14 protein-coding genes and 1 tRNA gene are annotated in these 13,852 nt (G+C 44.6%); 1 reads left to right on the top strand and 14 read right to left on the bottom strand.

The features are described 5' to 3' along the window. Positions 1-8 precede the first annotated feature (8 nt). The 6 genes from U0035_RS18705 to U0035_RS18680 all read right to left on the bottom strand — a co-directional run bounded on the left by U0035_RS18705 (position 9) and on the right by U0035_RS18680 (position 5,379). Entirely contained in the window at positions 9-1,364 is a 1,356-nt protein-coding gene (locus tag U0035_RS18705) for a sigma-54-dependent transcriptional regulator (protein ID WP_114791517.1), read from the bottom strand. 81 nt (positions 1,365-1,445) lie between these two features. Then, complete coding sequence (locus U0035_RS18700) at positions 1,446-2,558, bottom strand: acyltransferase family protein (RefSeq protein ID WP_114791518.1); 1,113 nt, start codon at positions 2,556-2,558, stop codon at positions 1,446-1,448. A 413-nt stretch (positions 2,559-2,971) separates the two neighbouring features. Further along, complete coding sequence (locus U0035_RS18695; protein ID WP_114791519.1) at positions 2,972-3,649, bottom strand: aspartyl/asparaginyl beta-hydroxylase domain-containing protein; 678 nt, start codon at positions 3,647-3,649, stop codon at positions 2,972-2,974. Positions 3,650-3,847: 198 nt separating this feature from the next. Then, positions 3,848-4,363: a GNAT family N-acetyltransferase gene (locus U0035_RS18690; RefSeq protein ID WP_114791520.1), complete on the bottom strand. Its 516-nt coding sequence runs from the start codon at positions 4,361-4,363 to the stop codon at positions 3,848-3,850. Positions 4,364-4,676: 313 nt separating this feature from the next. Further along, positions 4,677-4,749: transfer RNA gene (locus tag U0035_RS18685), tRNA-Lys, on the bottom strand. A gap of 6 nt (positions 4,750-4,755) precedes the next feature. Next, a complete protein-coding gene (locus U0035_RS18680) occupies positions 4,756-5,379 on the bottom strand; it encodes a DUF3347 domain-containing protein (protein ID WP_114791521.1) in 624 nt (207 codons plus the stop codon). 173 nt (positions 5,380-5,552) lie between these two features. Here U0035_RS18680 and U0035_RS18675 point away from each other — a divergent pair, with 173 nt between their 5' ends. Continuing rightward, entirely contained in the window at positions 5,553-7,526 is a 1,974-nt protein-coding gene (locus U0035_RS18675; RefSeq protein ID WP_114791522.1) for an ABC-F family ATP-binding cassette domain-containing protein, read from the top strand. Between the two features lie 2 nt (positions 7,527-7,528). On the opposite strand, the gene moaCB is transcribed toward U0035_RS18675, so the two are convergent. The 8 genes from moaCB to moaA all read right to left on the bottom strand — a co-directional run bounded on the left by moaCB (position 7,529) and on the right by moaA (position 13,852). Next, positions 7,529-8,446, bottom strand: coding sequence for a bifunctional molybdenum cofactor biosynthesis protein MoaC/MoaB (gene moaCB, locus U0035_RS18670; RefSeq protein ID WP_114791523.1), 918 nt, complete (start codon positions 8,444-8,446; stop codon positions 7,529-7,531). A gap of 138 nt (positions 8,447-8,584) precedes the next feature. After that, entirely contained in the window at positions 8,585-9,028 is a 444-nt protein-coding gene (locus U0035_RS18665) for a molybdenum cofactor biosynthesis protein MoaE (RefSeq protein ID WP_114791524.1), read from the bottom strand. Continuing rightward, on the bottom strand, positions 9,025-10,146 hold the full coding sequence (moeB, locus tag U0035_RS18660) for a HesA/MoeB/ThiF family protein (protein ID WP_114791525.1): 1,122 nt from the start codon (positions 10,144-10,146) through the stop codon (positions 9,025-9,027). The genes U0035_RS18665 and moeB overlap by 4 nt, the downstream gene beginning before the upstream one ends. A gap of 3 nt (positions 10,147-10,149) precedes the next feature. Beyond that, positions 10,150-10,380, bottom strand: coding sequence for a MoaD/ThiS family protein (locus tag U0035_RS18655; protein WP_162817912.1), 231 nt, complete (start codon positions 10,378-10,380; stop codon positions 10,150-10,152). A gap of 46 nt (positions 10,381-10,426) precedes the next feature. After that, positions 10,427-10,903: a molybdopterin-binding protein gene (locus U0035_RS18650; RefSeq protein WP_114791527.1), complete on the bottom strand. Its 477-nt coding sequence runs from the start codon at positions 10,901-10,903 to the stop codon at positions 10,427-10,429. 18 nt (positions 10,904-10,921) lie between these two features. Beyond that, complete coding sequence (locus tag U0035_RS18645; protein ID WP_114791528.1) at positions 10,922-11,653, bottom strand: sulfite exporter TauE/SafE family protein; 732 nt, start codon at positions 11,651-11,653, stop codon at positions 10,922-10,924. Between the two features lie 7 nt (positions 11,654-11,660). Then, positions 11,661-12,839: a molybdopterin molybdotransferase MoeA gene (locus U0035_RS18640; protein ID WP_114791529.1), complete on the bottom strand. Its 1,179-nt coding sequence runs from the start codon at positions 12,837-12,839 to the stop codon at positions 11,661-11,663. Between the two features lie 32 nt (positions 12,840-12,871). Continuing rightward, a complete protein-coding gene (gene moaA, locus U0035_RS18635; RefSeq protein WP_114791530.1) occupies positions 12,872-13,852 on the bottom strand; it encodes a GTP 3',8-cyclase MoaA in 981 nt (326 codons plus the stop codon).

Genomic DNA, 13,852 nt, shown 5'->3' with positions numbered 1-13,852 from the left:
TGAAAGGCTTATTTGATCTGGTACTCATCCAGTTTTCGATATAGTGTAGTTAGCGCTATGTTTAAAAGCCGGGCAGCTTCTGTTTTGTTACCGTTGGCATAGTTCATTACCTTCCGGATATGCAATTGCTCTGCAGTAGCCAAATCGAATGCCGATAAGGGTTTCCTACCGTCGGCTGTTGAACCTGTAGCTGAGATTTGAAACTCAGCCGGCAGGCTGTCCGTATCCAATTCATTTCCCTCCGTCAATATCACACTTCTTTCGATAACATTTCTCAGCTCGCGTATATTTCCCTTCCAGCCGTGCTGCTTTAAAGCGACGATATAATCAGCAGACAGGGAAGATATTTTTTTGCCGATCTTCTTTGCAAATAATTGCAGGAAGAACTGCGCCAGGGCCTCAATATCAGTAACCCTTTCCCTTAGCGCGGGCAATGCAATGTTAAATACCGCGATACGATAAAACAGGTCTTCCCGGAACCGGCCCGCTTCAATTTCTTTTTGCAGATCTCGGTTAGTAGCGGCGATCACCCGCACATTGATCTTCGTGGTTTTACTATCACCCACTTTTAAAAACTCACCAGATTCCAATACCCTCAGCAGTTTCGCCTGCAGGTCTAAAGGCATTTCCCCTATTTCATCCAGAAACACGGTTCCGTTGTTCGCTTCTTCAAAAATGCCTTTGGTATCTTTGATGGCCCCGGTAAAAGCACCGGCTTTATGACCAAACAATTCGTTCTCCAGCAACTCTTTGCTAAAGGTAGAACAGTTTACTGCTATAAAAGGGAATTTCACACGGGTGCTGCCGTTGTGAATTGCCTGCGCGAAAACCTCCTTACCCGTACCGGTTTCGCCGGTGAGCAATACGGTAGCATCAGTGGCGGCTACTTTCCTGGCCGCATCCACCGCTGCTACTATTGATTTGGCTTTACCGTAAATAGTATCAAAGGAGTATTTTTTCTCCAATTGCTTTTCAAGCTGTAATACCCTTTTGGTTAAAGCTACTTTTTCAGCAGCCCGGCTGAGCATGGGCAGGATCTTATTATTATCGTCTCCTTTGGTAATATAGTCAAATGCGCCGTTCTTAATGGCCTGTACCCCATCAGGGATATTGCCGTAGGCGGTCAGCAGGATCACTTCAACCGTTTTATATTTTTCTTTGATGGTTTGCACCAGCTCCACACCGTGCGCATCCGGTAGTTTTACATCGCTGATCACGATATCAATACCTTCTGTTTCCAGCTTCCTTAAACCGGCTTTGGCATTGGGTGCCTGCAGCACTTCAATACCTTCAATGCTTATAATACGGGCTAAAAGCGAACGAAGTTTCTCTTCGTCATCTATGATCAATACTTTACTGGACATAATAGAAAACGCAAATATAGTTCAGGAAACGATGGCTATTTCACACAAAGTTTCATTCCGTCTATATATACCCGACTGCTCCTATCCCCACTTTTTTTTCAGCCATTTGCGGACCGGCTCATCATACCATTTCAAACTTACATAGGCTAAAATAATGCTGCCTGTCAAAATCAATACCGCATAAGGCCATGCCTGTACAAAAGTGATCCCCTTATTATCATTGATCCAGGCTACATAAAAATAAACAATGGGATAATGGACGAGGTAAAGCGGGTAGGATATATCGCCCAGGAATTTGCAGATCTTCCGTTCCCGCGTACCATCAATTACACCGCTGGCACCCATATAAACAATCAATGGAAAAACAATAATGATGCATACCGATTCATAAATGCCGTTCATCCAAAGATTGTCGGCGCCGCCAATGCGCGGCATATACAAAATAAGAGTTACCAGGAGACTGCACCATAAAAAAGCATGTTTGATACGGGTGGGTTTAGCTACTCTTGAAAGTAATAACCCTGCAAAGAAAGGGTACATCGTGCGTGTAATACCAATGCGCATGTGTTCGCCGTTGAGTGTCCAGCCACCACTCAAATCACCATTCGGACTTGTGATGGCTAAATGGGCTAAGGCCACGGCCGCTATCACTACTAAAACACTTAATGCAGTATTCGAAAATTTCCTGATGCCAATAGCATACAGGATACTGGCAATATATTCGAAGAATAAGGACCAGCCTACGCTGTTCAGCGGGTGCATTTCCTGCCAACCCCTTATATCCATTGACAAAGGGATAGGCAGGATTGTATAACCAATCAACATCACCAGCAACATTTTCCAGAGCGGAACGGTATGAATATCCGGCCAGATAGCTGAATCGGTAAAATAAAAACCGATAGCACCTAAGGTCATGCCCAGCACTACCATGGGCTGAAGCCTTTCAACACGTCGTTTTAGAAAAGAACTAACGGTCATTTTATTCCAGCGATCGTCATAAGCATAGCCAATGACAAATCCTGACAATAAAAAGAAAAAGTCTACCGCCAGGTAACCATGATTAACCAGTATATCCAGGTGCCCGGTCCCCAACGGTTCAGCCAGGTGAAAGGTTACTACTATGATGGCAGCAACACCGCGTAAACCGTCGAGTATAGGGTAGTGCGGTTTAGTTGAAAGGTTATTATTGTTCATTGATCTTCGAATAAGAGCCTACCAAAAATGTTTAAATTTTTAGAGTTACTTGCATGGTTTTAGTGAATAAGCAGCCTGATCTTAAAAGGAATCAATGGCCGGAATAGATCGCCTTCCTATCACCATTCAATCGTTGCAAATGCTATTTTAATAAGGGGTGAAAATAAGCAGATTACTAATTAGAACTTGATCAAATCGTACCATAATAAGGTCAGATCGTCTCATTTTTCCCAGGTAATTAAGCGGGCACCTGGTTGAAACATCGCTTAAATGAAATAAGAAACGTATCCATTAAGAGTAGTCTATTGGAGCAAAGGCGCAGGAAAAGGTTTATTTGAATGCGTAGCAACAAACGCAGGCTTTGTTGCAATAAACTAAAAAGGAAACGACCAGCCTCATTGTATTGCAAAGGCTTATAAAATACCAAGCTCGCGCTCCAGTTGGTCGGCGAGCTGCGTTGCAGTGGGGTTGTTTTGTAACCTCAATGCTTCAATTATTTGTTTTTGCCGTTCAAAATCGACGATATCGGCTTTTGTATGTTTATCTGAACGACTGAAAAGTTCGCGCAACCAATCGTTTACAAGGCAATCAATTACCAGGTGCACCCGGTCGGTGTTCCCGTTGTTGCTTACATGATGCGTGAGGTTGGCGTTGATGTACCAACATTCTCCCGGTTGCATATTCAGCCGATGATCCTCCACCCAAAAAGCCACATCAGGATTGGTGCATATTGGAAAGTGGAGCCGTGCTTCACCGATCTCAAATGCCAGTTCCTGATCGCGGTGCGGCTTAATGCAGGCTCCCGCTTTCAGATTTAAAAAACGAACAGATTGTACCGGGCAACCAAAAGAGCGGAGCAACAATCCAACGGAGGGAAAGTATCGCATATGTTCTGTAGCGGCATAGCTCTGCTCCCCCATGAGCTCTGGTACAATATGATCCTTTCCGCCTGGTGCGCGCAGCGGCAATACGGTCCATTCTCCCTGGTAATGTAAGGTATTGAAATGTGCCTTCCAGTCGGATGGATAGCTGGCCAACTCTGTTGCTATGGAATGGGGAGCTATAAGCGGTATTTTGGCAAAACAGATCATTCAAACGAATTTAAAGTTTTTTTTAAATAGAAAAGGATGGTGTGGTTGTTCAGGGTGCTTTATCAAACTAATGCCGCGGCCAACCACCAGGATCAGTCTTTTATTTCTTCAGGCCGGTATTGATCAGGAAAGGGAACAAGAAAACTTACAAAAAAGGCTGTCCTTTTGAGACAGCCCTTTTATTACTCCTGATCAAATTCAACCGGTGACGTTGAAACTATCATCATACTCTACGGTACCCTCCGGTATTTTACCTGTAAAAGACTGTACCTGGAAGTACGCTGCCGGAGCATGCAGGTACCGCAAACGGGCATCGGTTTTAAATCCGAACCGGCCATAATAAGAAGGTTCGCCCAGCACCACGCAGCCCGCGGCCTGCAGTTCTCTCAACGCATCAATGGCCGCCCTGATCAGGCCTGAACCTATGCCAGATCCCTGCCGGGAAGGGATCACTGATACAGGTCCCAGCCCAAACCAGCCTTTACCTCCTGAAGAAATAAGTACAGGCGATATAGCAATATGACCTATCAGCAAGCCCTCCTCCTCTGCCACCAGGGAAATGGTAAGCCGGTCATTGGCGCGCAGGGATTTTATGATAAAAGATTCCGTCCCACTGCTGTACGCTGCGGAGGCAAACGCAGCCTTTGTTACCTGATCGATAGCTTGGATATCAGAAGATGCTTCTCTTCTGATAATATAATTGTGTTTGTGCATTATTTGATAGAATTAAATAAATAAGGATGCTTCTCCTGCACGAAAGTGCAGAGGCTTTTAAAATAAGATCCATTAAAAGATGTAATACCGGGAGGTAATTACTGCAATACCATATCTATCATACGCTCCAATTGAAAGGAAGTAAAATCCTGACCGAAAATAAAGAAAAAATGAGAGACATCTTTTATAAGGAAGCAGTTGTCTTAAAAAAACTCATTTAAATACAGCACCTGCCGGGACAGATCAAACTCCTGTAGCCATGTTCGGATGGCTATAGTCTATGCATAGAAAAAGCGGCCTGAAGCCGCTCCTGTGTCCCCGCAGAGACTCGAACTCTGGGCCCGCTGATTAAGAGTCAGCTGCTCTACCAACTGAGCTACGGAGACATTTTATTACTTAACCGTTGTATCAGGTACCGAAAAATTAATTTTTTCCTTGGTTTCGCCACAATTTAACATAGTAGCGCCGTATTTAGGATCCTTGGCGCCCAAATAAGGATTGATCACTTTTTCTTCCGCGCTCAACCAGTTCCCTATAGTATTTTCTCCAAAAGCCATGGGGCACTCCTGCCAATATACTACACCCTGGTCGTATTTGATGGTGATCAGCAACATGCGCAGGTTTTCAGAAAGATCCTGCAATGCCCTTCTCTTCTCCTCCCAGCCAGCACCTTGTTGGATGGCCGTCAAACTGTTCCTGCTGTTATCGAGCGGGAAAAGGGCCGTTTCATAGATACTGGAATCTTTCTTCAGCTCATCTATTTTAAAATTGCTAATAGCCGTTTGTAAATCGGCGGCGGCCTTATTCACTGCAGTTGAATCCCAGTTAACAAAAGCATCGGACAGCGTGTAATAGCTGTTTAAAACTGCTGTTACCGACTGGTTAAAAATATCGCTATGTACGCTTACCGGCAGGGACTTAGGCGCTTCCTTTTTAGGCTCATCCTTCTTAAAAGCATATTTATACACCAAAAAAGCTGCTAGTAGCACTAAAATAACCAAAAATAGTTTTTTCATGTAGGATTCTTTATTGCTTTTGGCCACATAGTATAAACGATAAAAATTATCATCACTGCGAAATAAATTAGCCCGATAATTTTTATGTTTATTTCATGATAAGGCTTAAGTTACTACCTGCTTTTGCTAATTTTGCAGGCTCAATAGATCAAAAATAGTAAAAATTATAGATTATGCTGGCAGGCTTACAAAATGTGACGTTTGAATTTGGCGCAAGAGTAATTGTGAAAGATGCTACCTGGCACATTCAACCTAATGAAAGGATCGGGTTAATCGGGTATAATGGAACAGGAAAGTCTACCCTGCTGAAATTACTCACGGGCGGCTTCAGCCCTTCGAAGGGCACCGTTGAAAAAAGCCGGGATACAACTATTGGTTACCTGCACCAGGACCTGTTAAGTTTTGACACGAATGAGTCTATCCTGCAAGTGGCATTAGGCGCTTTTGAAAGAGTCATACAGCTGGAAAAAGAAATTGAAGAACTGGGTAAAGAGCTGGAACGTACCGGCGATGAAAAAACTTTGCATGAGTATTCGGACAAGCTGCACGAAATGGACACCTTAGATGGCTACAATATCCACCACACAACAGAGGAAGTGCTGCAGGGTTTAGGATTTTCCAATGCCGATCTGCACCGGCCTTATAAAGAATTCAGCGGAGGATGGCGTATGCGCGTGTTGCTGGCTAAAATGATATTGGCCAAACCGGATCTGCTATTATTGGATGAGCCTACCAACCACCTTGATCTTCCGTCTATTGAATGGCTGGAAAAATACCTGCAACATTACCAGGGTGCGGTGGTAATAGTGAGTCACGATAAATACTTCCTGAACCGAATGGTTACCAAGATCATTGAGCTGTATCAAAAAGAGCTGCATGTATATAACGGTAACTACGAGTTTTATGAAACGGAGAAAGAAATACGTATAGAAATGCAGCAAAAGGCTTTTGAGAACCAGCAGGATTATATCCGGCAGAACGAACGCCTGGTGGAAAGATTCCGTGCTAAAGCCAGCAAAGCCGCAATGGCTCAGAGTATCATGAAGAAGCTGGACAAACTGGACCGGATAGAAGACGTAAGCGTGGAAAGACCCAATATCCGGATCAATTTCAGGGTGGATAAAACACCCGGAAAAGTATTGGTGGAACTGGATAATATTTCCAAATCGTTTGGAGAACAAGTGATACTGGATCATGCCAAGGCGGAAATTGAGCGGGGTGATAAGATTGCTTTGATTGGAGCAAACGGAAAGGGAAAATCAACCTTATTAAGAATTATTGCAGGTATTGAACCCATAGAGGGAGAACGCAAATGGGGGCATAATGTAGATGAAAGCTTTTATGCGCAGCATCAGCTGGAATCACTGAACCTCAATAACACAATACTGGATGAAATGCGCAGCTGCGGCGCGCAAATGACCGATGCTGAATTAAGGACGCTCCTAGGCTGTTTCCTGTTTAGCGGAGACGATGCTGATAAAAAGATAAAGGTATTGAGTGGAGGAGAAAAAGCACGTGTTGCCCTGGCTAAAACCATTGTCAGCAAGGCCAATTTCCTGATGCTGGATGAGCCTACCAACCACCTGGATATGCATAGCTGCGACCTGCTGATCGACGCGCTAAAAAAGTATGAGGGCAGCCTGGTGATCGTAAGCCACGACCGTCATTTTATTTCTAAAACAGCTAATAAGATCTGGGAGATAGTGGATCACCAGATCAAAGAATTTAAAGGTGGATATGATGAATGGGTAGCCTGGAATGAAAGAATGGCCGCACAGGCAAAGCAGGTAGCTTCCTCAAAAAAAGGGGAGCAAAAAGCTAATGCAGCACCTGCTCCCGCCCCTGTTGTGAAAGAAAAGCCGGTAGAAGCTGCTCCGAAAAACCAGGCCATTAACAAAGAGCAAAAAAAGGAATTACAAAAACAACAGCGCCAGTTTCAGCAGGCAGAGGAGGCATTAAATAAAAACAAAGCCTTATTGAAAACCCTGGAAGCACAACTGGCCGACCCGGCTATTTATGCAGATAAAGACAAGTTTCTTGAAGCCGAGCAGGGATATAAAAAGGCTGCAGAAGAAAATAAACAACTGGAACAAAAATACGAAGCCGTGTTTAACTTGTTAATGGAACTGGAGGAGCACGCAGGGTAATATCACCCAGCCTGGTCATGCCGCATTCCCTTTGCTATTTTAAACAGGTGTAATACATAGGGAAATAAGGCATCCATAGTTTCTTCGGCACCGCGGGTAGAGCCTGGCAACGTAATCACCAATGAATCGCTGATAAAACCAGCTACCCCTCTTGATAGCATGGCATAGGGCGTTCTTTGCTGTCCATAGTTACGGGCTGCCTCCATAATACCGGGTATTTCCCGGTCCAGCAAAGGCTGTATCGCATCAGGTGTCACATCCCGGGGACTTAGCCCTGTACCTCCTGTAAATAATATCAACTGGTACCCCTCCCCTGCCAGCGCTTTAGCTCGTTGTGCTATAACTTCCTCTTCATCAGCTATGATCTCGTAAGCCGCGGCCGTGACCTTATGTTGTTGCAGCTTTTTCAAAATAGCCCTTCCACTGCGGTCTTCTTTATTACCCGAAGCTACACTATCAGAACAAACCACCACCGCGCATTTGATGCCTCCCGCATCATCTTTAAAATCAGATTTCCCGCCTTTTTTTGCTTCCAGCCTTATATTGGAAATAGATACTTCCTTATCAACCGGCTTTAGCATATCATACATGGTCAGCGCCGTAATAGCCGCGCCATGCATCGCTTCCACTTCCACACCGGTTTTATAAATAGTATGCACCGTAACGCTGATTATAATATCCAGCCCTTCAACCTGGTGACTGATAGCTGCATATTCTACCGGCAGAGGATGACAATCGGGAATTACATCGCTGGTTTTTTTAATAGCCAGCAAGCCCGCAGCACGCGAGAATTCAAAAACGTCTCCCTTAGGAATCGTTCTGTTATGAATAGCTTCAATAGTTTCCTGCTTCGACACCGTTAAGATTGCTACAGCAACGGCTTTCCTCAAACTGCTTGACTTAAAGGTAATATCAACCATACTAAAAAAAATCAGATCACAAATTTATAATTCTTCATGTGGCATTCAAATACAATAAATACCCCGATTGGTGAAGACACCCATCGAAGCCTGCCGATACCTGGTCAACTCTTATCTGTCAACTATCAACTTCTTTCTCTACCTATTCACCTTCCACTGGTGTGTTTCATCCTCAAAAAGTTCCTTTCCCCAAACCGGCAATTCATTCTTGATCAGCTCTACCAGTTCGCCACAGGCGTCTATAGCCGCCCGCCGGTGCGGAGCCGATGCAAATACAAAAAGGCATAACTCCCCGGCATTTACCCTGCCCAGGCTATGATACACATGCATGCAGGTAAGTGCATATTTATCAAAAACAGCTTCCCGTATTTCCTGCATTTTTTGCAGGGCCATATCTTCATAGGCTGTGTATTCGATGGCGGCTACCAGGTGGCCATCAATAATATCAGCCCTTACCTGCCCTAAAAAAATATCGTGCGCACCAATACTGGTCTTGACCGCATGCTTCTGAATGCTATCTGCTATAAAAGCAGCGCTAATGGGGCCCTCTACAAAAATATTTTTTACTTTCTTTTCGCTCATAATACAGAAGACTGAGTTTGCAGCCAGTGATGAATGCCGCCCTTCAGACTATATACTTTTAATTGATCATTCCATTGCAATAGCACGCGGGCCGCAGCCAGGCTTCGCTTGCCCGAAGCACAAAATAAGACAATGTTGCGCTGCTTTAGCTCATCCGCTCTTTCTGTCAGTTCGGGCAAAGGAATATTAAGGTGTGAAAAGTTTTTTATCCGTGGTTCTTCATCAATATTACGCACATCAACGAAGATCACATCATTGCGTTGCATCCATTGTGTGAAAAACTCCGCCGTTATTTCCAGGGGATCAGCCGCAAGACATTGCTCCTCATATATAAAATTCTGCAACGCGGCTATGGTTTCGGGCATCTGAATTTTACCCGGATTGGGCGTCATCAAAACTTTATACACCTGGTGATCGCGCATATCATAAGTAATCAATTCATTGGCGCTCACCTTTCCAATACCTGTAATAACTTTCACGACTTCGGCTGCCATCATTGTACCGATCACTCCGGGTAGCATGCCCAACACGCCAGCCTCGCTGCAATTAAGCACCTCATCTTTACCCGGCGGCTCCGGAAAAAGATCACGGTAATGCAGCGACCTGTTGCTGCCTTCTTCAACCTGATAATTAAAAACGGAAACCTGCCCCTGGTATTGGGTAATAGCGCCATATACCAAAGGTTTTCCTAGCAGCACACAAGCGTCATTTACCAGGTAACGGGTATGAAAGTTATCGGAACCATCTACAACGATATCGTAGCCTGAAATAATATCGGATGCATTTTTATTAGACAGGCGTGCTCTATAAGCTTTAATATTGATAAGGGGATTAAGTTCCTGCAAACGCGCTGCTGCTACTGTTACTTTTGCCTGACCTATATCGCCTGTACGGTATAACACCTGCCGGTGTAAATTCGAAAGCGATACCAGGTCGTCATCAATAATACCGATCGTCCCAACACCTGCACCGCACAGGTATTGTAGTACGGGACAGCCCAATCCGCCGGCTCCCACCACTAAAACACTTGCGGCCTGCAACCCTTGCTGGGCCTGCATTCCAAAGTCTTTTAGAATGAGCTGTCGCTGATATCTCGTATTAAATTCCTGTAGGCTCATAAACTATCCTCCCGAAAAAGGAGGTAAAAGGGCGACTATATCTCCGTCAGTTAATGAGATATCTCCTGCCACCATTTTCTGATTAACAGATAACGCATATTTCTTTTCTTTGAGTGAAGGAAACTGTTCCCACAATCCCCGTTCCAGCCCTCGCAAGGTTGGGGCTACGGGCATCCCTACTATGTTTCCCGCAATCTCCGCAAGCTGACCAAAAAATAAAACCTGTATCGCCATAAGCAAATTTAACGAACCCTTTTGATGATTACTTTCTTTAACCTTTTTACATATCTCTTCCCAATGCCTCATCGCCCGCAGAGAGCAATGCAATCCTGTCCGGCATTTGTACACCTGCCTGTTGATCATATTCCACTACCAGGTATACCTCATCTCCTATTTTGGTATTAAACAATTCATTCCATGAAAACACTACTTTGTATCCATCACTGGCTTCAGCAATAAAATAGTATTCGCTTAGCTGTTTTGGTCCCGGGGTTTTGATTTTAACTTCTGCCAAAACATCTTTCAACAAAACCAATTTCAAATCTTTCATTAACGACCGGGGTTCTTTCAGGTGATTCTTAATGCGGAAGCTATCTATGGTGTAGGTCCTGTACCTGCCCAAATCTGTTAAAGAAACAGGCAACCTTTGCTCCACCTCTCCTTCAATCACCAACTGATCAGTAGGCGTAATGCTCTTTTGCGAAAAAGCCTGATTAACGATCAATATCGATAAAAAACATAATAAGCGCAAACGCATCCAACCCAATTTATTTTATTATACGAAAAACAACTTAAATGCCGCCATTAACAAAACAAGAGAAAGTATATACTTTAACGCCTCCTGCCTAAACTTAAGAGATCCGAAATAAGCACCCAGCAAACCGCCGCAGAAAGCTACGACTACATACACGTACATATCTGCTGTAAATTCTATGCCTTTAGTTAGTTGTCCCGCCAGCCCGGCAACTGAGTTAACAAAAATGAAGATAGCACTGACGGCGGCCGACTCTTTCATATTAGCCCACCGGAGTAACAGCAGAACAGGAGATAGAATAATGCCGCCGCCAATACCGATAAGACCGGACAAGAACCCGATTGCGGCCCCGATCAGAATAGCCAGCCCTAACTGATATTGCTTTGTGGCTTCAAACTTCAGGTTACTGAAAAAAAGAAACCGGGCAATAGGAATCAGTAATAAAAGACCCAATATTTTTTTATAGAAAGAAGCGTCGACTGTGATGAGCCCGCCTAAAAAAGCAAAGGGTATGGAAGCCAGCGCCAGTGGTACAAACAACTTCATTTTAAAATACCCACCCCTGTAAAACTGAACAAAAGACACCAGCGACACAAAGAGGTTGAGCAGCAGGGCAGTGGGTTTCATTACTTCAGCAGCCACTCCAAAAATAGCCATTAATGCCAGGTAACCACTGGCACCCCCATGGCCAATAGAGGCATAAAGAAATGCCACTACGAACAAACTCAGGTAAAACAAATACATTAAGTCCATATAGTAATTATAACAGATGAATAACAACATCTTCTCCTTCGCTATACAAACGCGCTTCGACACCCAACTCTGCCAGACAGTTAGCCTGCGCAAAGGAGCTTAAGCGATAAGACTCCTGCGCATCTAATATCCGTACCCCTGCCCCATCATACCAACCCTTTAAAAAATGGGTAAGCGCATGTTGTTTGGTATAGCTATTTACGAGTGGCACCTGACGCGTTTTTAAACTGAGGGGGCGTTGTGTAAGCAGCTCCAAAGCAGGCAGCACATACATATAAAAACAGGTCAATACCGAAGAGGGATTGCCAGGTAAGCCAAATATTATTGCAGGGCCTTTTTTACCAAAAAACAAGGGCTTGCCAGGTCTTTGCTTTATTTTATGAAATACTGTTTGCACCTTACAGTCTGCTGCTGCCTTTATTACGAAATCATAATCCCCTACACTTACACCACCGGTGAGCAGCACCAGGTCAGACCCCTTCAATGCACGCTCCATTGCCGATGTTAGCTCCTGCGCATTATCTTTTACCTGCACTACCTGCACATCGGATAAACCTACATTGGCTAAGGCGGCTGACAGTGTATAGGAATTCGATTCGTACACCTGGCCATACCCTAATGGTTCGCCCGGCTCCTGTAATTCGTCGCCTGTTATGATGACTGTGATCGCGGGGTCCGGATAGACAGTCACCCGGCTGAGGCCTATGCCAGCTAAAAATCCGATAGCGGCAGGCGTAAGCTGATTGCCTGCCTTTAATGCCAGTTCTCCTTTTTTAATTTCAGATCCTGCCGGCCTTATATTGGCTCCCCTGATAAGCAACTCGTCTTCAATCAACAATCCGTCTGGAACCATACGGGTTTTTTCCTGCATTACCACTGTATTGACTGATGAAGGAACCGGCGCACCTGTGAAGATGCGAATCGCTTCACCTTTTGCTACCAACTTTTCTTCGCCGGCGCCCGCAGCCATTTCTCCGCTGATTTTCAGAGCACTCTCTTTGTGCCAATCCTCAAAAGAAAATGCATAACCATCCATAGCCGATTGTGCAAAAGCTGGTACATCGGCATGAGCAATTATATCACCCGCCAGGGCTTTCCCTAAACTATCTTTTAATGGAATGGTAACGGGTGCCAAACAAACCGTGTTATCTGTTACCAACTCCCTGGCGGTTGCTACACTAATCATTATTTCTATTTGTACAATAATCAAAAACCGGATCAGCCGCCTATAGCGATCATACTCCTGTTGAGAACCTCATCGCCATTCAGCGTTTCGAAATCCTTATTCAGCTGCCCCCCTAGTTCAAGGGCCTTGGCGGCTATATTTTGTTTGATGAGCGCTTCAATATCCCCTCCATTTCGCAGGGCAGACAAAATATCTGTTTCCCCCCGGGCAAACAGGCAGTTCTTCAATTTACCATCGGCAGTCAGCCTGATACGATTGCAGCTACTGCAAAACGGAGCGCTCATGGTACTGATGACCGAGAATGTTCCTGCATGCCCCGGTACGATATACGCTTTTGCGGTTTCATGCGCATCTACTTTTAAGGGGAGAAAAGAATATCCCTCAGAAATACGTTCCAGTATTTGCTGCCAGGTAAATACTTTATTACTGGTCCAACGGTTACCGGCAAAGGGCATGAACTCTATAAACCTCACATGTACAGGTGTATCCTTTGTCCACGCTACAAAATCAAGCAGCTCATTATCATTCAAACCCGCCATCACCACTACATTGATCTTCACATGTACACCATCATCCAGCATCAGGCTTATATTATCCATCACTCGCCGAAAGCTGTCTCTCCGGGTAATCATTTGAAATTTCTCTGCCTGTAAGGTATCAAGGCTAATATTAACAGAACCAAGCCGGGCCTCTTTAAAAGTTGCTGCAAAATCGTGCAGCCTGACGCCATTGGTAGTGAGCGCCAATTGTACCGGCAGGCGGGACAGGGACCTGATGATCACACCGGCATCTTTTCTGATCAGTGGTTCGCCACCGGTTAACCGGATCTTCTTCACACCTAATCTGACAAAGGTTTGAGCGATCTGCTCTATTTCGCCGGCCTGCATTAAGGCTTCTCTTGGCGAAAAGGCATAGTCCTCTTCAGGCATACAATAAAAGCACCTGAAATTGCAATTATCTGTAAGTGATAAACGCAGATAATCATGAACACGGTTGTATCGATCAATAAGCAT

The sequence above is a fragment of the Niabella yanshanensis genome (assembly GCF_034424215.1).
In the GTDB taxonomy this organism is placed as follows: Bacteria; Bacteroidota; Bacteroidia; order Chitinophagales; family Chitinophagaceae; genus Niabella; species Niabella yanshanensis.
The sequence above is the reverse complement of the archived record's forward strand: the minus strand, read 5'-3'. Positions and strand labels throughout refer to the sequence as shown.